Origin of the sequence: Acinetobacter sp. B51(2017) (assembly GCF_003711395.1) — a bacterium.
Lineage (GTDB): Bacteria > Pseudomonadota > Gammaproteobacteria > Pseudomonadales > Moraxellaceae > Acinetobacter.
Map to the genome: position 1 here is coordinate 161000 of NZ_PJRJ01000001.1, position 21434 is coordinate 182433.

Here is a 21434-nt window from a genome sequence, read left to right on the forward strand (position 1 = left end):
AACTACTCTCCTCGAGCAAAAAGTTTATCGAGCTGTGCCAATGGAAAGGCGCGCCATGTTGGGCGACCGTGGTTACATTGGCTGGCAAATTCAGTGTGTTCCATCTGACGCAATAAGGCATTCATTTCAGATAAACTTAACATACGGTGCGCACGCACGGCACCGTGACAGGCCATGCCTGCTAAAATTTCATCACGCTTTTGTAATAAAGCCGCAGCTTGGTCATTGGGATCTAAATCATTGAGCAATTCAGGCACTAAGGCTGCAAAATCGGCTTTTTGTAAAATCGCCGGCACCCCGCGCACAATGACTTGGTCTTCACCATATTGGTCAATCTCTAAACCTAAACGCATGAGCTGTGGCTTTAACTCATTGACGCGCAAGGCTTGCATACGACTAATACTCACCACTTTTGGAATTAACAATTGTTGTGAAGTCCAAAACTCTGGCTGATCCCATGCGGCTTTCATTTTTTGCAATACAATACGTTCATGTGCGGCATGCATATCCACAATAATCAAGCCTTCATGGTTTTGCGCCAAAATGTAAATGCCATGCAATTGAGCAATGGCTGTACCTAAAGGAAATTCATCGACCACAGCTTGAGGGATTGGTGCAGCAGGCATAGACTCAGTAATGATGTCTTGCGTGGCCATATTAGGTTGTGGATCATCACGTAATGGCGCTAAATAGCTTTGTATAGCGTTATTAAGCTGCTGTGACGGTTGATACTGACTACGTGGCTGATAAGCAACGCTTTGCCCTGATCTAAAATTTGGCTTATCGCTATACTCTGGCGCAGCGTCCGCCACCACAGCGGTTGTTGGGCGATGTAATGCCAATTGTTCTTGCTGGGTGGGCTGTGGAGCTGCAAAAGATGCCACACCGATAGGCTCTGGCTTCATCGCCTCGGACAAATCTGCTGTTGCCGTTTGAAATTGTGCCAATGTCGCTTTGGCATGATGACGCACAAACTCATGCACTTCACGTTGATTTAAAAAACGGATCTCATGTTTAGTCGGATGTACATTGACATCCACTTCATGTGGATCAACTTCTAAAAATAATAAATAACCAGCATATTGATGCCCATGTAAAATGCCTTCGTAGGCCATTTTTAACGCATGGCTAATGGTCTTGTCTTTGACAATTCGCCCATTGACATATACATACTGCAAGTCTGCTTGTGATCTTGCATCTGAGGGATGCCCCAACCAACCCGACAAACGTAGATGCTGCCCTTGAGCATCCATCCAATAGGCATTTTGACTAAACTGTTTCCCCAAAAGCTGCTGCACGCGCTGCATCCGCAATTCACCGCTGTCGGCAATAGGTAGATTTAAACGTATTTGCTCGTTATGTTCTAAGACAAAACGAATATCAAAATGAATCAGCGCCAAGCGGCGCACCACTTCTTCAATATGCGCAAATTCTGTGCCCGGCTTTTTTAAAAATTTACGTCTTGCTGGCACATTAAAGAATAAGTCTTGAACCCGAATATGGGTGCCTTTTTGCGCAGCAACGGCTTGTATCTCATCGCCATTAAATGCTGTACCATTGACTTCGACTCTATAACCAATGCCTTGATCATCTTGGCTACTGGTCAGACTTAAGCGTGACACGGCAGCAATAGAGGCTAAAGCCTCACCACGAAAACCTAAACTAACAATCGCGTGTAATTCATCGGCATGATAAATTTTACTGGTGGCATGACGCATCACCGCCAGTGGTAGATCATCAGGATGGATGCCACGCCCATTGTCAATCAGTTCAATCAGTGTACTGCCCCCTTGTGCCACACGAATGCTAATCTCTGTTGCCCCAGCATCAATGGCATTTTCCAGTAGTTCTTTGACCACGGATGCAGGGCGTTCAATGACTTCCCCTGCGGCAATTTGGTTAGCAAGTGCTGCATTTAAGGTTTGAATACGGCGTACACTGACAGCATTATTCATGGTTAAAACGTGTCTCCAAAGCGTGTTGTAATGGGGCATGATTACTGCTTAAAGTAGCGATACGGGTCATTTCATCGGCTGATTTTTCAATATTGATGATCAGTTCAGCAGCTGGAATTTCGTCACCACCTTTAGACGGCCATTCAAATAAAAATAGCGCATTTGGGGTATCTAAATAGTCACGAATGCCCATCAGTTCAAGTTCATAGGGGTCACTTAAACGATATAAGTCAAAATGAAAAACATCTTGCCCTTTGATTTGATACGGCTCTACCAAAGTATAAGTTGGGCTTTTCACCGCACCTTGATGACCTAAACTATGTAAAAAATAACGGCTGAGCGTGGTTTTACCTGCCCCAAGATCACCAATTAAATAGACAATCCCTTGCTTAAAGTGAGCAGCTAACACCTCTGCTAATGCTTGGGTATCGTTTTCATTATTCAATTGAAGTTGGAAGGAATACTGCATAATACTCACGACAGGATGGGAAAGATCGAATATCATAACATTGCCCTGTTGCAATGCCCATGTTCAGCAGTGGAATTGTATATTTTTTAGCAAGGCTTGGCATGATTGACTCAGCATTTACTCCTCCCATGCTCGATGGCGTTAGCGCCAGTAAAGTGTTTTTACCGTCCATTCAACCTGTACCTCGCAGCATCTTTGCTTATTTAAGCGAAAATTTTGCCCATATTGCAGTACAAGAATGGCAGCAACGTTTTGATGACGGTTTGGTGTACAGCCAAACAGGTGAAAAGTTAACCCAACACAGCGCCTATCGTGCCAATCAGCATGTATTTTATTATCGTTTTTTAGCGCATGAAATTCATGTGCCGTTTCAAGAACAGATTTTATTTGAAAACGAACACCTCTTGGTGGTCGATAAACCGCATTTTTTAACGATGAGTCCAAGCGGCAATTATGTCCAAGAAACTCTACTGGTACGCCTTAAAAAACGCACGCAAAATCCAGATTTAACCCCTATTCATCGCCTTGACCGTGAAACTGCGGGTGTGGTGTTATTTTCCAAGAAATCTTCAAGTCGTGGTGCTTATCAGCAAATGTTTGCCGAACGCGTGGTGCAAAAAACTTACCATGCTATTGCCCCTTATCATGCTGAGTTAAATTTTCCACAGACTGTACAACTCAATATGCAAAAAGGACAGCCGTTTTATACCATGCAAGTTATGGCAGGACCCGCCAATAGCGAAACGCTGATTCATGTACTTGAATGTAATGATGCATTTGCTAAATATGAGCTAAAACCAAAAACCGGTAAACAACATCAATTACGTGTGCATCTGCATCATTTAGGCATTCCGATCTTAAATGACTCTTTGTATCCTACGGTGTGTCATAAAGCCGATGATGATTTTAGTGCACCATTACAGCTACTCGCAAAAGAGATCAGTTTTACAGATCCAATCACCGGCAAGCGAATGCAATTCAGTTCAACGCTTGACTTGCAATTACCTTGTAATGACAATGTCATTTAAAACTTAGTATTAACAACGGTAATATCCTGATGCGCAAAACGGAAGTCTATCAAATTCGAATTGGCAGTGAAGAAAAGCAACAAGCCTTTGCAGTCTTTGAACAACTGGGGATTAGCCCTGCCCAGGCGATTCGCTTATTCTTTAAGCAAGTGGTGCTTACCCAATCTATCCCATTTCATATTGAACAGCCAAGGGCTAAAAAATCGTTACAAAATTCTACAGCCATTGTAACCTCTAGCAATGATCAGGCTGAAAACCGCTTAGAACAACAAGATGCAGAACTTTTTGCCACTTTAAATGCTCTACTGGCGCAAAGTAAACAACCTTAAGTCACAAAAAGATCACCCTATGGCGCTGAATATTTCGTATGCTAAAACGCGATAAAAATAATAAGGAACAGCACATGATTGTACGACGCGCTACACCCGACGATTTACAACAATTGGCTGTGCTTTTTGACGAATACCGTCAATTTTACGGTGCTTCTTCACAGCTCGAATTATCCTATGATTTTCTAAAACAACGTTTTGAAAATCAAGAAAGTGTGATTTTTATTCATGTTAAAGATGAGGTTATTACAGGTTTTATTTTGCTTTATTTAGGCTTTTCCTCGGTGGCCTGCTCAACCTACTATATTTTAGATGATGTCTATGTGACGCCTTTATACCGTCGGCAAGGGTCGGCACGGCAACTGATTGATACCGCTATTTTATTTGCCCAACATGAAAATGCTTTACGTTTAAGTTTAGAAACTCAAAAAACCAATTACCAATCCCATACCTTGTATGAAAGCATGGGATTTGTTAAAGATGATGAGTTTCAAACCTATCATTGTTTTTTAAAGTGAGTCATTGCGCAGTTTGGCTTGTTCAATTTGCGCAGCATCCAGATACATCCATTCACCTTGGGCTAAATGTTGCGGTAAGGCAAAAGCGCCAATTTGCTGACGATGCAAGCGTTCGACTTTATTGCCCACCGCAGCCAACATGCGTTTGACTTGGTGATAAACCCCCTGATGCACCGTCATTTGTAAATATTGAGGCGCTAAACGCATGACTTCGGTGGCAGCAAAAATGCCTTTTTCATTACGTAGCTCAACGCCTTGGCTTAAAGCTTCAATCTGCTCGTCGGTCACAGGATCAGCGGTATGCATTTGATAGATTTTAGGCACATGCTTTTTAGGGTGAGTTAAAGCTTGTAAAAATTGTCCATCATCGGTAAGTAATAATAAACCGGTGGTGTCTTGATCCAAACGACCTACACATTGAATACCACGATTTAACAGCACAGGATCAAATAAATCAAAAACACTAAAATGATGTGTGGCTTGATGCGAGCATTCATAGCCTTGCGGTTTATTTAGCGCAATATAAACTTTTTCACGATATTGATAATCATCGCCATATACCGAGAAGTTTAAGTCATTTAAATCGAGTTTATATTTGGGGTCGGTTTGCACTTCGCCTTGAATCGCAATAGCGCCATTTTTAATCAGCTGTTGGCAGGCTTTACGCGAACCAAAGCCTTGCGACTGCAACATTTTTTCTAACAACATTCAGCTTAAACTTCTTACACGGTAAAGGCGCATTTTATACTGAAATTGTAGAAATTGTCTGATCAGCTTACAATGCCCTGCGCTTTTTATTGTGGTCTGAGTATGCTTTCCCATCTTGATGTAAATTTAATTGTCTTGCTGCTCTTACTTGTGGTAGGAATTTTTAGTCACAATAGCGCAGTGACCATTGCCGCGGCTGTTTTAATTGTATTTAAAATTACACCGCTGTCAGAGTTTTTTCCATTGCTACAACAGCATGGCTTAAATATTGGCATTATTATTTTAACCATTGGCGTACTGACGCCAATTGCGAGTGGCAAAATCCCAGGTGATGCCATTTTAAAATCATTTTTGCATTGGAAGTCGTTAATGGCGATCGCAGTAGGCATGTTTGTGGCATGGCTGGGTGCGCGTGGCGTGAGTCTAATGAGCAATCAGCCCAATATTGTGGCGGGTTTATTGATTGGCACAGTGGCAGGCGTCGCTGTGCTGCGTGGCGTACCTGTTGGCCCACTGATTGCCGCAGGGATTTTATCCTTACTGATTGGTCAATCTTAAACGCTGCAATTGAAATAGCCATTGTACCAACAGCAAAGCCAGCAGTGACAGGATCAACATAGCTCCCCCTAACCATAACCATGTGTGCGTCCATGCCACTAAAGTGGCTGCCAAAGGTGGCAATAAAAATTGCAAACACGCTGAACATTGTAAAGTTAAACCAATGGTGGCTGGAATACACTGCGGTTGGGGTGCGACATGCATCGCTTGAGAAAAGACACTGGCAGGCACTAAACCGCCCAATAATGAAAATGCCACGACACAAGCATACTGCAACATAAAAGGTAAATTGCTAGAAAAGCTATAAAAACTCAGTGCCGTGATAAGCATAACCACAAAGCCAACACGTATCAGCCTAGATGCTGCAATGCCACGTTGTAATAAACGTCCGCAAATCGCTGTACCTATTGCATTACTGATGGCGACCAATGCAGTGAGACTACCAGCCAAGGTTAAAGAAATTTGGTTTTGCTGATAAATGGTCGGTAAAAAGCCCACCAACACTAACCATTGCCCCGCATATAAGGCAAAAATAACCGCCAATAACCATGCAGGTGGATATTTTAAGACTTGCACCAATACATTCAATACCTTAGTACAGTTTGATGGGGGCGGTGGTGCAGGAAGATACACGCTTAAAATCAGAGCGAGGGCAAAGCTCAGTGCGCCATAGCACAGCCAAACCTGTTGCCAACTTAGCAAGGTAAATAAAAATGGCGTAATCAGTAAAGCGATGCCCATCCCACCGCCCATATAGGCACTCCATAGCCCTAACTTTTTTTGTAAGTGTTCGGCTGCGACCAAATGGCGTAAATAAGCTGCACCCGTTAAGGTAATACATAAAAAGCCTAATCCCTCTAAGCCGCGCAGCAGCAATAACAGCTTAAAGTTCAAAGAGAAAGCTGCCAAACTACTGGCACTGCCTAACAGCAGTAAGCCCAACAGCATACAACGTTTTAAGCCAATTTTTTCACTATAACTGCCCAACAACAGTGCCAACAACATCCCTGCACCTTGCACTAAGGACAATAAAATCCCCGCTTCAACCAAAGAGATGCCTAGCTCTCGTTGTAATACAGGAACTGCGGGCGGTAATTTTCCCACATGAATTGCTGCCATAAATCCAGCGACAATAATCCATCCATCACGCTGCATAATGTCCTCCTCTGCATGACTGGCAAGGGGTATAGCATATTTTTCAAGCTTGCTCTATGCGACAAACTTATATCCCACCCAGCTTAAGGCAGACACGATTAAGGATAATAGTGCTGACGTTTTTGTGAGAATTTCTCGAGTTGTTTTAAAAAGCCTTCAAAATAACTTTTTTCTTTATCATCGCTGCGGTAGCCCGCATATAGGGTACGTCTTAAACCTTGCTTAGCCACACAATCTAAACGACGTGAAGTCACCCAACCTTTTTGCTCATATTCATTCACCACCCAATCAGGCAACGCCGCCACGCCACGCCCACTGGCCACCAATTGAATCAGCATTTGGGTTAAATCTGTGGTGCGGATGCTTTTGGGCTGAATATTGGCGGGAATAAATAACTTGGACATAATATCCAAACGATGTTTATCTACAGGATAGGTAATTAAGGTTTCTTCAGCCAACTCTTGCACCGTAATATGCTCGGTGCGCGCCAAAGGATGGGTAATCGCCAAGACTAAACGTGATTCATATTCAAAGATGGGAAAGTATTCGATCCCTTTTAACGCAATTGGATCTGCGGTAATCAATAAATCAAATTCTGAATTTTGTAATAATTCATGTGGATTGGCTTCAAAACCCGAGGCAAAATCAAGGTCAACATCGGGATATTGCTGCCGATATTGATTCAGCAAAGGCATTAACCAATCAAAACAGCTATGACATTCTGAGGAAAAAATAATCCGCCCAGTTTGCCCATAGACAATACGGGTAATATCAGTTTGCGCAATTTGAATCTGTGGAATGACATCATCTGCCAGTTTCAATAAACGCTGTCCTACATTAGAAAAACTAACTGGTCGGCTACGACGATTCACCACCTCGACCCCATACCAGTGATCAAGTTCTTTGAGCTGATGCGAAATCGCCGAAGGCGTTAAACACAAATCATTGGCAGCAGCGACCAATGAACCATGTTCACGTAAGGCCAATAAGGTTTTTAAATGCCGAATTTCTAACATAGCAGACCACCAAGCAGTGAATTTAATTCAATTTAACATAAAAATTATTGATTAAAATTCAGCACAAGCCAATCGCTTAAATTTTAAACAAATTCATATTCAGCCTAAGGATTAGCCCTATTCAACAAATAATAAGGCCAAACGTACTTGGTCATAGCCCAAACGTGGACTGGTGGCTTCTACAATAGGACGTAATTTAATTGTGCCATCATCACTAAAATGTTCAGGATTTTGGCGTTTGATTAAACGTTTATAGATTTTACGGACTTGTTCAACCACATCATCTCCGGGATGTGCCTCAGAAATATCCAAACCTTCTTTTTGCAATTTGGCTAAATGATTAATAATGGTAGCAGGCGTTAAACCACGTTCTTGGGCAATATCTTGAATATGATAGCCTTCTTCAAATAAAATTCGGGTTTCTTGCACAGTTTGCGCACCAATATTTTGTTTACCCGCAGTTTTGGCGATTTTCTTTTCATTGCGCTGAATCTCAGCATCATTGAGTGTCCCGCCACAATGACGAATAAAGGCTTTATGTTGTAAGCTTAGATCGACATTCATAAAGTTCGCTTCCGCTTCACTCGACAGTTCTTGAAAACGTCGATCGGCTTTTAATGCCAAACTGTCTAATTCTAAGGCAGCTAAATTAAAACCTAATAATCTTAAGCCAGCCAAACTCTTTAAACGTGACAATGCAACATAACCCTGACCTTTTTCAAAAGTATGGCTTAAATTAATTTCTGCCGCAGCCAAAGTCATGCCTTGAGATTTATGAATGGTAATCGCCCATGCTAAGCGCAGTGGAATTTGCTGAAAACTGGCAATGGTTTTACCTGCATCGTTGTCCACTGACCATGTTTCAGGTTCCACCACCAAACTGGTGCCATCGGTGAGTTGTACTTTGGGTAAGATGCCGTATTCTTCATCTTCGCTAAAACCCACCACTTCACCTAAGCTGCCATTGATATAACCCATTTCAAAGTTGTTTTTGACAAACATCACTTTGGCATTTTTCTTTAAAATCAAGCTCTCTGGCGCACGTACCGATGATTTTAAGGTCTCAACGAGTTTAGCATTACCATCACATTTAGCATCAAATTGACGCGCATCGGCTTCTAAGGCATTTAAGTGCTGAAAGTTAATTTGATCAACATCGGCATTATGGGTATATAAACGAGTAAAAGTATCGCCTATATCTTGCTGCTGAGTGTCACGCAAGGCTTGAATATGCTGTTGGTCAATGCTTTGGCTACGAATGGCATTTAAGATATCGTTTAAATAGTCATTGCCTTGACGATGCTGCTCGGTCAAATAACAGACCCGAAACTTGGCTTCTACCCATGCCTCAGACATAAAGCAAAATTTATCACGATTGCGTTCTTCGGGCTTACCCACTGGAGGCAACTGGAAAAAATCCCCCGCCACAATGACTTGAATACCACCAAAAGCAGCATCGCTTTCTTTAAAATATTTTAACACTTGGTTAACAAGATTCAGCTGCTTGGCATGTAGCATCGAGATCTCATCAATAATTAAAACTTGGGCATTTTCTAAATGCTCTTTTAAATATTTACGTTCTTTCATGTTTTTTAAATCATGATCGTTCAGTACGTCTTTAATGCCAATCCCCGCCCAAGTATGAATGGTCATGCCGTTCATATGCGTGGCTGCAATGCCAGTGGATGCGGTAATGGCAACAGGGACTTTACGTGCCTTTAGATACTGAATGTACTGATTTAAGGTATAGGTTTTCCCTGCACCGGCCGAACCAGTCAAAAAGACATTTTCTCCTGCTTTTAAAAGTTTGAGTGCAGTTTCTTGTTTCATAAGCCCATACCATCAAAGAACCGCTGTAGCCTAGCATTTTTTCGCAAACTTTTCAGCTCTGCATACTTAAAGCCTCAGCTTCAATTTATCAAATTTAGCGATGAGTTAAGACCTAAAAGCGATGATGGTAGGTATTTGGTAGGTTTTCATTTTCTGTTTTAGTTTAGATACTCTAATCAACGGTGAGGGTCACCGATAATAATCAAAAGAATGGTAGAAGGAATCAGACCATGGCGTTTAAACATCTTGCAGATCAAACCAACGGCTTTTACATCCCGTGTGTTTCTTTATTTGGCCCCGGCTGTGCCAAAGAAATTGGCAATAAAGCGAAAAACTTAGGCGCGAAAAAAGCACTCATTGTGACGGATGCAGGTTTATATAAATTTGGCGTTGCCGATATCATTGCCGGCTATTTAACAGAATCTGGTGTAGAAAGTCATATTTTTGCGGGCGCAGAACCCAACCCAACCGACATCAACGTTCATAATGGCGTAGATGCCTATAACCAACACGGCTGTGACTTTATTGTTTCTTTAGGTGGTGGCTCATCACATGACTGTGCCAAAGGTATTGGCTTAGTGACCGCAGGTGGCGGCCATATTCGTGACTATGAAGGCATTGATAAAAGTTCAGTACCTATGACCCCACTCATTGCGGTCAATACAACGGCAGGTACTGCCTCAGAAATGACACGCTTTTGTATCATCACCAATACCGACACGCATGTCAAAATGGCGATTGTCGATTGGCGTTGTACGCCACTCATTGCCATTGATGATCCAAAACTAATGCTGGCAAAACCTGCTGCTTTAACTGCCGCCACAGGGATGGATGCCTTAACCCATGCGGTAGAAGCTTATGTGTCGACGGCAGCCAACCCAATTACCGATGCTTGTGCAGAAAAAGCCATTAGCATGATTAGTCAGTGGTTAAGTCCAGCCGTTGCCAATGGCGATAACTTAGAAGCCCGTGATGCGATGAGTTATGCCCAATATTTAGCCGGCATGGCCTTTAACAATGCCTCACTCGGTTATGTACATGCCATGGCGCATCAATTAGGTGGCTTCTATAATCTACCTCACGGCGTATGTAATGCGGTGTTATTACCACATGTCTGTGAGTTTAACCTGATTGCCTGCCCAGAACGCTATGCACGTATTGCCGAACTGATGGGTGTGAATACTCAAGGCTTAAGCACAACCCAAGCTGCGCATGCAGCAATTGCTGCGATTCGTAGCTTGTCGCAATCGATTGGTATTCCAGCAGGTTTAGCAGAGCTTGGTGTAAAAGAACAAGATTTAGAAGTCATGGCAGAAAATGCACAAAAAGATGCCTGCATGCTGACCAACCCACGTAAAGCTAGCCATGCTGATGTGGTTCAAATGTTTAAGGCAGCCATGAAAGCATCTCATACGGATGTCGTGAGTTTTAAAGCGGCAATGTAAGTTTTCCCAGTCTTTGCACTTACATGCTTTTCGGCCAACCTGCTCTCAAGCGGTTGGCCTTTTTTTATTTGACAATGCGGATAACTTCATCAAAGATACAAATTTACAAGAATAAAATTTAACCCGATATGGCCAGTCTTTTTCAATTTCCAGTGACGTATCAAGATGATCCTTTAGGTGCAGGTTTTGCCTGTGCCACCTTACAGCTCCCCGACGACCATGAAGGCGAAGTCATTGCCAAACTGATTCGTAAAAAAGCCAATCTACCGACCAAAAAAGCGGTGTTATATCTGCATGGTTTTATTGATTACTTTTTTCAAGCTGAGATGGCATTACAATTTAATCAGCATGATTATAATTTTTATGCCTTAGATTTACGCAAATATGGCCGCGCCCTATTAGCGCACCAAAAACCCTACAATGTACATGATTTACGCGAATATGATGCCGAAATTAACCAAGCACTGGACATTATCTGGCGTGAAGGTCATCAAAGTCTGATTTTAGCGGGACATTCTACGGGTGGGCTGATCTGTACGTCTTATGCTGCGCGGAACAGCAAACATCCTTTACTCAAAGGCTTATGGCTCAATAGTCCATTTTTTGACTTTAATATCAGCTCAAAAACCGCGAAGTTTGCCTTAAGCCAACTGATTAAACTTGGTGCAAGCTTTCCTAATCTGCCAATTCCTAGTGGTTTAAGTCCTGTATATGTACCTAGCTTACACAAAGAGCTGCAAGGTGAATGGGAATTTAATTTAAAACTCAAACCGCAGCATTATCCATGGGTGCGTTTAAGCTTTTTACGCGCCGTGTATCTAGTCCAACAACAATTACAACGCGGCATTCGCCTAAATATTCCCACTTTGGTCATGCATAGTCATCAAAGTATTAAAGCGCGTAGATGGTCAGATGCTGTCAAAAGGAGTGATATTATTTTAAATGTCCGTGATATAGACCGTTGCACGCGCCATATTGCAGGTGATGTGCAAATTGTCTCCATTCAACAGGCCATGCATGATGTCATTTTATCTAAAAAGCCAGTACGTGAACTGGCTTATCAGACGTTATTTACGTGGTTAAATGCCAAAGGGCTTTAGTGCTCTTTGTATTTCAGTAAATTTTGATGAACTGGATGTTCTTTGGGCATCAGTTCAATTAAACGTTCAATGGCATCAATGGCTTCTGGACAACGTGCCATATGTTTGAGTAACACATCGGTTTCATTGGCTCTAAAGATAGCATCACTTAAGCGCGATTCTAAGCAATCGCGCCATGCCGATAAAAATGGACTTTCGGTTTTGGCTAAAAACACGCCTGAACACAGTTTAAGTGCCGCTTCTGTTGCCCCTCGGTCTAATGCGCTTTCTGCTTGTAGAAAATCTGCTTCTACATCAGCCAATAAACGATAAGGTCTTGAACCTAACAAGCCACCGAGTAACTCTCTTAACTGTGACATCTCGGCTTTCAGCGTCCCCATACTGACTTTACGCTCACCATATAAAGCTTGATGTAATGAATCAAGGGTTAAACCTTGTGGACATAAGGCCAAAATGGTCAAAATTTCAATTTGCCGTGGTGTGACCACTAACACCTTGCCATTAAATAAGACTTGTGGCACAGCAAAAGCGCGCAAATACAACTGCTGCCGTTGATGTTCCAGCAATGCCGTTTGAATAATCGCAGCACAGCGTTCTGCGGCCAATAAACCTAAACTGTTATGTTTATCCCAAACCGTGGATAAATCTACTACACCCAAAACATGTTTTGAATATGGATCGATAATTGGAGCAGCATAACAAACCCAATTTTGTACCGAATGCATATAATGTTCGTTAGAAAATACACAGGAGGATTGCTCGGTTTTTAAGGTGAGCGCCAAAGCGTTGGTGCCCACCAATTCTTCTCGCCACTGTCCACCTTGCACAAAGTGGACATTTTCTGCTTCACGGCGCATTTGTCCATGCGCTGCACTCCAAATAATGGTACTGCCAACATCTCCAACCGCCACTGCCATGTGGGATTGTTCGGCAATATGTGTGAGTTCATCGCTACAATAATTTAATGCATGTTGCAGTGGAGTACTGCTGTGGTTGAGTTCAATTAACGGTGCAGCAACGCGTTCTTTAGGAATCGCAGCATTTTCTGAGCGTTGCCATGAACTGACAATACTTTGACCCAGCAAATTCGCTTGGGTGCTTGAGCGCGAAATTCCATTTCTAAGCTTCTCAATTTGTTGCCTTTTTTCTATTAAACTGTGTTTGCTCATTATGAAATATTCTCACAACAACAGAATGAATTAACGCGCGTCCTACGCGTCCTTTATGTAAACAATTGTCGTGGAGTTGTAATTCGACTTTTGCCTACCTTTTTCCAACCTTATGCTAGGTATGCTCTAGGCATAATGTAGCTGATTGCGTGCTTGTATTTCAATTTTTCACGCGCTTAAGCTCCATATTACACGACGCAAAGGAAAATAAATATGCGCTATATCGATCCGAATCAACCGGGCTCAAAAGTAGAATTCAAAGCTCAATATGAAAACTTTATTGGTGGTGAGTGGGTTAAACCGATTAAAGGGGAATACTTTGAAAACATCTCACCTGTCGATGGTAAGGTTTTTACCAAAGTACCACGCTCATCGGCCGAAGATATTGAATTGGCTTTAGATGCTGCCCATAAAGCCAAAGATGCATGGGGCAAAACTTCACCGACTGAACGCGCCAATATCTTACTTAAAATTGCCGACCGTCTAGAAGAAAATCTAGAAAAACTTGCCGTTGCCGAAACATGGGATAATGGTAAACCAATTCGTGAAACTTTGGCTGCCGATATTCCGCTGACCATTGATCATTTCCGTTATTTTGCCAGCTGTATTCGTACTCAAGAAGGCGGTATTTCTGAAATCGATCACGATACAGTGGCCTATCACTTCCATGAACCCTTGGGTGTGGTGGGACAAATTATTCCATGGAACTTCCCGATTTTAATGGCTGCATGGAAACTCGCTCCAGCGCTGGCCGCAGGCAACTGTATTGTGTTAAAGCCTGCAGAACAAACACCCGCGAGTATTTTGGTATTGGCAGAGTTAATTCAAGATTTATTACCTGCTGGTGTGCTTAATATCGTCAATGGTTATGGCGTTGAGGTAGGACGTCCATTGGCGACCAACCCACGTATCTCAAAAATTGCCTTTACAGGTTCAACTGCAGTCGGTCAGTTAATCATGCAGTATGCCACTGAAAATATTATTCCAGTGACACTAGAACTGGGCGGTAAATCACCGAATATTTTCTTTGCAGATATTTTAGATCAAGAAGATGAATTCTTAGACAAAGCTTTAGAAGGCTTTGCAATGTTTGCCTTAAACCAAGGTGAAATTTGTACCTGTCCATCGCGTGCTTTGGTACAAGAAAGCATTGCGGATCGTTTCTTAGAAATGGCGGTAGAACGTGTACAACGGATTAAGACAGGCCATCCTTTAGACACCACCACCATGATTGGCGCACAAGCGTCTCAAGAACAGCAAGATAAAATCTTAGGCTGTATTGCCACAGGTCGTGAAGAAGGTGCACAAGTCTTAACTGGTGGCGCTGCACGTCAAGAAGTGGGGGAAGGTTTCTATATTGAACCAACCATCTTTAAAGGTCATAACAGCATGAAGACCTTCCAAGAAGAAATTTTTGGTCCAGTGTTGGCAGTCACCACGTTTAAAGACTTTGATGATGCCATTAAAATCGCCAATGATACCATTTACGGTTTAGGTGCAGGGGTTTGGTCACGTTCAACGCATACCTCGTATCGTGCGGGTCGTGCTATTCAAGCGGGTCGCGTATGGACCAACTGTTATCACATTTACCCAGCACATGCTGCATTTGGTGGTTATAAAAAGTCAGGTATTGGCCGTGAAAACCATAAGATGATGTTAGATCATTACCAACAAACCAAAAACTTGCTGGTTAGCTACTCAACCAAACCTGCAGGCTTCTTCTAAGTTTTAAGCCATAAAAATAGCGAACTTGATGTTCGCTATTTTTTATACTGAGCAGTCCAAAGACTGCTTTGATTTAACCCACCTGTTTAAGCTGCTCAAGTTTGGCAATTTCTTGCTGTTTGAGTAAATTACGCTGAATTTTACCACTTGACGTTTTAGGTAAATGACTCACAAACTCAATTTCGCGTGGATAAACGTGTTTAGATAAACGTTGGCGCACATATTGTTGCAGCTTGTCTTGCAACGCTGGGCTAGCACGATAATCATGTTTTAATACCACAAAAGCTTTCACAATTTCGGTACGTTCTGGATCTGGTTTACCCACCACCGCTGATTCTAATACTTCTTGACATTCTAATAAGGTGCTTTCGACATCAAATGGCCCTACCCGATAGCCAGAAGTGGTAATCACATCATCGGCACGACCAACAAATTCTATCGCGCCTTGTTGATTTAAACGCACTGTATCCCCTGTGATATAGTAATTGCCCACAAAGGACTGTCGATTATTGCCCCCATAGCCCTTAAACCAAAACAAAGGTGATTGACTCCAATCCAGTGCAAGGGTGCCAATCTCACCAGGCGCGACTTCTTGATCATGTTGATTTAGTACCGCAAAACGGTGACCTGGAATGGCAAAGCCCGCCGAACCTACTTTTTTAGGATGGGCTAAACCATGATGATTGGCAATCACCATCCCCAGTTCAGTTTGTCCATATTGATCAAAGATATCCACGCCCAAATCTTGTTTAAACCAATGAATTACTTCTGGGGTTAAAGGTTCGCCTGCACTACTAACCACACGTAGATGTTGAGCAATTTTGGGCTTAAATTTTTCTTTATAGCCAAAGAACATACGAAAAGCTGTCGGAGAACCTGCCAAATTACTGACTTGATATTTTTCGATGGTTTCTAAGGCATGATCAACACTAAAGTTACGTTCATCTAAAATAATACGATGACCCAATGCCAATGGCCCTGCAATGCCATAGTACAAACCATATGCCCAGCCCGGATCGGCCAAATTCCAAAAACTGTCTTGCTCACGTAAGTCTAATGCGTATTGCATATAGCCTTTAAATGCCAATAGTGCTTTAAGCGGTACAGCCACCGACTTGGCTAAACCTGTGGTGCCCGAGGTAAACATCATTAAAAAGTCATCGGTAAAACTCAGTGTTACAGGCTGCTGCTCCGTTGGCTGAGCATGCACGGTAGTCCAAAAATCGGCATCTATATTTTTGTCATCACGTTTTGCATCTACCGTTAAAATATGATTCATTTCTAAACGATCAAGTTTAGCGCGCTGTTCTATATGGGTCACAATCAGCTGGGTATCTGCACTTTCAATACGATGCTCAATGGCTTTAGATTCAAAAGCGGTAAATAAAGGTTGATACACCGCGCCGATCCGCCATGTCGCCAATATGGTAATCAACAGTTCAGGCGTGCGTGGTAACAGCCCTGCAATACGTTGACCTTTTTGAATACCCAGCGAGGTGAAATAATTTGCGAGCTGTGCTGAGGCTGTCGCCAATTGTTCAAAGCTCCATGTTTGTTGCTGGTTGTTTTTTGCTTGCCAAATTAGGGCAACTTTATTTTGTCCAACATGACGCCCGCAGCACTCTGTATAAGCGTTTAATGCGTTGGCAGTACCATGTAATTGGCTTTGAATATAATTTTTTAAATCAAATTGTTGCTGTGCTTGAGCCAGTGTTTGCATCGTTTTATCCTTTTTTTGTTTTATCAGACATCCGTCTACTGAATTGATCGAGTTTGATCATTATTGTTTTAAGTGCAATATATTTAAAAATACCGCAGCTAGCCTGCGGTGTTTTAAGGCTGATGTCAGGGCGTAGGAATAAAGCCCACGCCACAGATCAGAGCTGCCTCATTTGCTTAACCATACTTAGGCTATTTGGCAGCCATACGAATAGCGCCATCAAATCGAATCACTTCACCATTTAAATAGCTATTTTCCACAATATGTCCGGCAAGTTTGGCAAATTCTTCTGGACGTGCCAAACGACTTGGAAATGGCACCATGGCTCCTAATGCTTGTTGCACATGCTCTGGCATGGCTGCAATCATTGGGGTATGCATAATCCCCGGTGCAATAGTCATCACCCGAATGGCATCACGCGCCAATTCACGTGCCAAAGGTAAGGTCATTGAGACGATGGCGCCTTTAGAAGCAGCATAGGCAGTTTGCCCAATTTGCCCTTCGTATGCCGCCACCGAAGCGGTATTAATGATCAGGCCGCGTTCTTCACCATCTAGTTGGTTTTGTGCCATAGATTGCGCTGCAAAACGCAGCATATTAAAGCTACCCGTGACATTAATATTTAACACTTTTTGAAATAAATCTAGGCTGTGCAATCCATCACGTCCCAATACTTTGGCAGAAGGTGCAATACCTGCACAGTTCACCAAAATATCAATACGCCCTTCAATATGGGCTAATTCTTGGAAAAACGCTTCCACTTGAGTTTCATTGGTAACATCAAGTTGTGCAAAACGTGCTTTGCTACCCAACTGTGCTTGCATCGCCTGCCCTTGCTCAGCATTCATATCAACCAACACCACTTGCGCGCCCTCAGCCACAAAATAGCTCGCTGTCGCTGCGCCTAAGCCCGATGCACCACCTGTAACCACAGCCACTTTCCCTTGAATATTCATTGTAATGTTCTCAACATTTTTCTACTCGACTTATGGCTCAGAGTAATCAGTCTTTTTTTTAAGTACAATTTCCAAAGCGTGCAGCCTGCATGATGGATTTGGACATTAATAACAACAAGGATTTCAAAGTGATAGCAAAAGATCAGCACAGTATTTGCATGAGTTTGGTCCATGAAGCGCTCCGCGCTGCGCAATCTCAGGGGTTAGATGTTGAAGCAATGCTACAACGTGCAGGGATTGCACGCGACTTGTTAGATTCCAATAAAGCACGCGTTTCGATTCAACAATATGGCAATTTATGGGTCGCCATTGCCGATGCCATGAATGATGAATTTTTTGGTATGGATGCGCGCCCCTTACGTCGGGGTAGCTTTCAATGGTTAAGCAAATGGTTGATGCACTGTGAAAACTTAGCCCAAGCTATCCATGAGGCAGTACGCTTTTTTAATTTATTATTGGATGATTTAAAAGGCGAACTTATTCAAAAAGATGGGATCGCAAAAATCATTATTCATGATCACAACAAGCGAAAACCCGTTTTTGCTTATGCGTGTTATTGGATGCTACTGCACAGCTTAATGTGTTGGTTAGCAGGTCAACGCATTGGCTTAAGCTTTATGCAACTTAAGGCCAATATGCCGATCGCACATCAGGATTATCAAAGCCGTTTTTGCACCGATATTCGTTATCAAAGTAACTGCAATGCTTTGGCTTTTGAGGCACATTATCTGCAATTATCCATTAAACAAGACCTGAGCTCACGTTATCAATTTTTACAAGGCACGCCCTATAATCTATTGGTACGTTTTAAAAATCCTTATGCCTTAAGCCAACAAATTCGTAAGCAACTGTTAGATTTAGCACCGAGTCAATGGCTGGATTTAAGTGAATTGGCACATCGTTTACATATCTCTGAAGCAACCTTGCAACGGCGTCTCAAAGCTGAAGGCTTTAGCTATCAACAACTGAAAAATAATATTCGTCGTGACCGTGCCATTGATTTACTGCTCAATACCAACCAGAGTTTGCAACAGATTAGCGACAGTTTAAATTTTCATGACCCAAGTGCCTTTCATCGTGCCTTTAAAAAATGGACAGGTTTAAATCCGGGTAACTACCGCAGTAAAAACTGAATTTAAGCTTTGCCAAGCTATTTTTATGACTGACCATTCATCTTAAGTACTTTGCTAAGCGCGATAATATAGGTTAAATTTCAATCAAATTTAGAGCCCAGTTGGCTCCTATTTGGCTGTAATTCTCCGCTCCAATTACCTGATTAAGGTCTATTCATGCTTAAGATGACTGATGTATTAGAACAAAGTCTAGTACAGAACTTCACCCACGGTTTTGCATCAATTCCTGTCACTCAACTTGATGAACAGCTTAACCAAAGCATTCTCAATGCCTCAGAGCAAAGCTTGCAACACCTTGTGGCTGCTTTTTTTCAGCGCCCAGATGCCGAGCAAACTGCGCATGCACTTGATATTAGTGCAGAATGCGTACAGGCCTTGCAACAAGGTGTGGCGCTCAAAGCTCAGTATTTGACTGAAACTGCTAAAATTGCAGCGCTATGTTTAGCGCTAGAAACCAATGCGCTGCAACAGCTCGATGTAGCAGACAGTTTGCAAGATTTCCCAATGTAAAAAAAGCGACCCTAAGGTCGCTTTTTTATATGCATATTAATGTGGCCACTGCGCCAAGGTTACACGGTCATTGCCACCATAGTCTTTGACAGTACGTACTTGTTTATAGCCTGCTTGGCGAAATAAATGCTGTACCGCCTCGGCTTGATCATAACCATGTTCGAGTACTACCCACCCCCCAACGGTCAAATGTTTTTTAGCTTGGACAATAATCTCGGCCAAATCGGCTAAACCTTGCTTTTCAGCCACTAAGGCACGGCGCGGTTCAGTTGCCAAGGCCTGCATGTGGACATCATTGGCATCAATATAAGGTGGATTAGAGACAATCGCATCAAAGAATTGACGACCAAAGGGTTTTAACCACACCCCCAACACAAATTGAACATCCGTTAAATCATGTTTTTCAGCATTTAACTTGGCAACTTCTAAAGTGGGTTGGTAAATATCAGATACTGTCACTGACCAATCGGGACGCTCAGACGCCAACGACAAACCAATTGCCCCTGTCCCTGTACCTAAGTCCACAATACGAGCATCTTCAGGCAAGTCGAGTTTTAATACGGTTTCAACCAAGATTTCGGTATCTGGACGTGGCACCAAAGTATCTTGGGTGACGGTCAAGTCTAAAGTCCAAAACGGTTGTGAACCTGTCACATAAGCCAGAGGCTCGCCCGCTTCGATGCGTGCCAAAGCCTCTTTATAAGCTTGCTCTTGTTCAATGCTGAGTTCTTGATCTTTTTTCATCACCAAATCAAAAGAATCAATTTTAGTGATGTGTTCAAGCAACCATGCATTTTCTTGGCGTTCGTAGCTTTCTGCTTCGCCGCGTAAGGCTAAAGCCTGTGCAATATTCAATTAACCACCATTTTGCTGTGCAAGCATTGCTAACTGATCTGCTTGATATTCGCGATGTAAACTGTCTAATAATTCGGTTAAATCGCCTTCCATCACTGCATCTAACTTATATAAGGTCAAGTTAATACGATGATCGGTCATACGACCTTGCGGATAGTTATAGGTACGAATACGCTCAGAACGATCGCCTGAACCGACCAAGTCACGGCGCATTTCCGAGGTTGCGGCATCGGCTGCGGCACGTTTGGCATTTTCTAAACGCGACACAAGCAGCGCCATGGCTTTGGCTTTGTTTTTATGCTGCGAACGTTCGTCCTGACATTCCACCACCGTTCCGGTTGGAATATGGGTAATACGCACCGCAGAATCGGTTTTGTTAATATGCTGACCACCTGCACCTGAGGCACGGTAAGTATCAATACGTAAATCCGCAGGGTTAATATCCACCGAGGTATCCACATCCACTTCGGGTAAGATTGCAACCGTACACGCAGAGGTATGTACTCGACCTTGTGATTCGGTGGCAGGTACACGTTGTACACGGTGTGCGCCACTTTCAAATTTTAAACGACCATAAACGCCTTCACCATTAATCAGGCAAATAACTTCTTTATAGCCGCCATGTTCACCATGGTTTTCTGACAAAATTTCCAAACGCCAGCCTTGTGATTCAGCATATTTGCTATACATGCGGTACAGGTCGCCTGAGAAGATGGCCGCTTCGTCGCCGCCAGTGCCAGCACGAATCTCTAAATAAGCAGAGTTGGCATCGTTTGGATCTTTCGGAATCATCAAAATATTTAAATCAGATTCTAAAGACTCGATCAAAGCTTTATTTTCTTTGATCTCTTCTTGTGCCATTTCTTTAAAATCAGGATCACTCAACATCGCTTCTGCCGTTTCAATATCGGCTTCTGCTTGGGTATATTGCTGCCAAACACGGGTTAACTCACTTAAATCACTATGTTCACGTGACAATTGACGAAAACGTTTGTTGTCCGAAATAACTTCAACGTCTGCCAATAAAGCGTTGAGCTCTTCATAACGATCGGAAAGTTGATCCAAACGTAAGCGTAACGATTCTTTCATGGGATAATAGTTCTCAAATAACCAGCAACCATTGCTGCATTTACTTTATATTCGCTATAGTTTACCTACTCCCACCTTTAAAAGACATCTTTGCCTAGAATTCAGCTTGTGTTTTACGTGAAAATCCGCGCGTTTGACTTCTTAATTTCTCCACATTTTTATTAAA

At 42.6% G+C, this 21434-nt stretch carries 20 protein-coding genes; 9 read left to right on the top strand and 11 right to left on the bottom strand.

The annotated features are described in order from the left end of the window. Positions 1 to 2: 2 nt before the first annotated feature. Positions 3 to 1955 (bottom strand): DNA mismatch repair endonuclease MutL, encoded by a 1953-nt coding sequence (mutL, locus tag CYK47_RS00900; RefSeq protein ID WP_122898005.1) that lies wholly within the window; start codon positions 1953 to 1955, stop codon positions 3 to 5. Beyond that, on the bottom strand, positions 1948 to 2424 hold the full coding sequence (gene tsaE / locus CYK47_RS00905; protein WP_122898142.1) for a tRNA (adenosine(37)-N6)-threonylcarbamoyltransferase complex ATPase subunit type 1 TsaE: 477 nt from the start codon (positions 2422 to 2424) through the stop codon (positions 1948 to 1950). Before tsaE ends, mutL begins: the two co-directional genes overlap by 8 nt. Before the next feature lie 101 nt (positions 2425 to 2525). On the opposite strand from tsaE, the gene CYK47_RS00910 reads away from it, so the two are divergent. From CYK47_RS00910 to CYK47_RS00920, 3 genes are all read left to right on the top strand, one after another. After that, positions 2526 to 3452, top strand: coding sequence for a pseudouridine synthase (locus CYK47_RS00910; RefSeq protein ID WP_122898007.1), 927 nt, complete (start codon positions 2526 to 2528; stop codon positions 3450 to 3452). 29 nt (positions 3453 to 3481) lie between these two features. Then, a complete protein-coding gene (locus CYK47_RS00915; protein WP_122898009.1) occupies positions 3482 to 3781 on the top strand; it encodes a type II toxin-antitoxin system RelB/DinJ family antitoxin in 300 nt (99 codons plus the stop codon). A gap of 74 nt (positions 3782 to 3855) precedes the next feature. Next, complete coding sequence (locus tag CYK47_RS00920; RefSeq protein WP_122898011.1) at positions 3856 to 4299, top strand: GNAT family N-acetyltransferase; 444 nt, start codon at positions 3856 to 3858, stop codon at positions 4297 to 4299. On the opposite strand, the gene CYK47_RS00925 is transcribed toward CYK47_RS00920, so the two are convergent. Further along, positions 4291 to 5007, bottom strand: a complete 717-nt coding sequence (locus tag CYK47_RS00925; protein WP_122898013.1) for a pseudouridine synthase — start codon at positions 5005 to 5007, stop codon at positions 4291 to 4293. The two genes, CYK47_RS00920 and CYK47_RS00925, sit on opposite strands and share 9 nt — an antisense overlap. 102 nt (positions 5008 to 5109) lie before the next feature. Here CYK47_RS00925 and CYK47_RS00930 point away from each other — a divergent pair, with 102 nt between their 5' ends. Further along, the gene (locus tag CYK47_RS00930; protein WP_122898015.1) at positions 5110 to 5565 is read left to right on the top strand and encodes a DUF441 domain-containing protein; all 456 of its coding nucleotides are present in this window, start codon (positions 5110 to 5112) and stop codon (positions 5563 to 5565) included. Here the strand turns inward: CYK47_RS00930 and CYK47_RS00935 are convergent. The 3 genes from CYK47_RS00935 to CYK47_RS00945 form a co-directional block, all read right to left on the bottom strand. Then, complete coding sequence (locus CYK47_RS00935) at positions 5545 to 6720, bottom strand: MFS transporter (RefSeq protein ID WP_122898017.1); 1176 nt, start codon at positions 6718 to 6720, stop codon at positions 5545 to 5547. The genes CYK47_RS00930 and CYK47_RS00935 overlap by 21 nt on opposite strands. A 98-nt stretch (positions 6721 to 6818) precedes the next feature. After that, positions 6819 to 7736, bottom strand: coding sequence for a LysR family transcriptional regulator (locus CYK47_RS00940; protein ID WP_122898019.1), 918 nt, complete (start codon positions 7734 to 7736; stop codon positions 6819 to 6821). 117 nt (positions 7737 to 7853) lie between these two features. Then, complete coding sequence (locus CYK47_RS00945) at positions 7854 to 9566, bottom strand: DEAD/DEAH box helicase (RefSeq protein ID WP_122898021.1); 1713 nt, start codon at positions 9564 to 9566, stop codon at positions 7854 to 7856. A 230-nt stretch (positions 9567 to 9796) separates the two neighbouring features. Here CYK47_RS00945 and mdh point away from each other — a divergent pair, with 230 nt between their 5' ends. Further along, complete coding sequence (mdh, locus tag CYK47_RS00950; RefSeq protein ID WP_122898022.1) at positions 9797 to 11011, top strand: iron-dependent methanol dehydrogenase; 1215 nt, start codon at positions 9797 to 9799, stop codon at positions 11009 to 11011. A gap of 128 nt (positions 11012 to 11139) precedes the next feature. Continuing rightward, a complete protein-coding gene (locus tag CYK47_RS00955; protein ID WP_122898024.1) occupies positions 11140 to 12111 on the top strand; it encodes an alpha/beta hydrolase in 972 nt (323 codons plus the stop codon). Here the strand turns inward: CYK47_RS00955 and CYK47_RS00960 are convergent. Next, the gene (locus tag CYK47_RS00960; protein ID WP_216075834.1) at positions 12108 to 13280 is read right to left on the bottom strand and encodes a sigma-54-dependent transcriptional regulator family protein; all 1173 of its coding nucleotides are present in this window, start codon (positions 13278 to 13280) and stop codon (positions 12108 to 12110) included. The two genes, CYK47_RS00955 and CYK47_RS00960, sit on opposite strands and share 4 nt — an antisense overlap. Before the next feature lie 213 nt (positions 13281 to 13493). Between CYK47_RS00960 and exaC the strand changes: the two genes are divergently transcribed. Beyond that, positions 13494 to 15005, top strand: coding sequence for an acetaldehyde dehydrogenase ExaC (gene exaC / locus CYK47_RS00965; RefSeq protein WP_122898028.1), 1512 nt, complete (start codon positions 13494 to 13496; stop codon positions 15003 to 15005). A gap of 73 nt (positions 15006 to 15078) precedes the next feature. Here exaC and CYK47_RS00970 read toward each other — a convergent pair whose 3' ends face one another. Further along, positions 15079 to 16725 carry an AMP-binding protein gene (locus tag CYK47_RS00970; protein WP_122898030.1) on the bottom strand — a complete coding sequence of 549 codons (1647 nt, stop codon included), beginning with the start codon at positions 16723 to 16725 and terminating at the stop codon, positions 15079 to 15081. Positions 16726 to 16916: 191 nt separating this feature from the next. Next, a complete protein-coding gene (locus CYK47_RS00975) occupies positions 16917 to 17681 on the bottom strand; it encodes a 3-hydroxyacyl-CoA dehydrogenase (protein ID WP_122898032.1) in 765 nt (254 codons plus the stop codon). An 89-nt stretch (positions 17682 to 17770) separates the two neighbouring features. Here CYK47_RS00975 and CYK47_RS00980 point away from each other — a divergent pair, with 89 nt between their 5' ends. Together CYK47_RS00980 and CYK47_RS00985 are read left to right on the top strand one after the other, a co-directional pair. Beyond that, positions 17771 to 18814: an AraC family transcriptional regulator gene (locus CYK47_RS00980; RefSeq protein WP_122898033.1), complete on the top strand. Its 1044-nt coding sequence runs from the start codon at positions 17771 to 17773 to the stop codon at positions 18812 to 18814. 156 nt (positions 18815 to 18970) lie between these two features. Continuing rightward, positions 18971 to 19324, top strand: coding sequence for a hypothetical protein (locus CYK47_RS00985; RefSeq protein WP_122898035.1), 354 nt, complete (start codon positions 18971 to 18973; stop codon positions 19322 to 19324). A 36-nt stretch (positions 19325 to 19360) separates the two neighbouring features. Here CYK47_RS00985 and prmC read toward each other — a convergent pair whose 3' ends face one another. Beyond that, complete coding sequence (gene prmC, locus CYK47_RS00990; protein ID WP_122898037.1) at positions 19361 to 20179, bottom strand: peptide chain release factor N(5)-glutamine methyltransferase; 819 nt, start codon at positions 20177 to 20179, stop codon at positions 19361 to 19363. Continuing rightward, positions 20180 to 21268 carry a peptide chain release factor 1 gene (gene prfA / locus CYK47_RS00995; RefSeq protein WP_122898039.1) on the bottom strand — a complete coding sequence of 363 codons (1089 nt, stop codon included), beginning with the start codon at positions 21266 to 21268 and terminating at the stop codon, positions 20180 to 20182. Positions 21269 to 21434 lie beyond the last annotated feature (166 nt).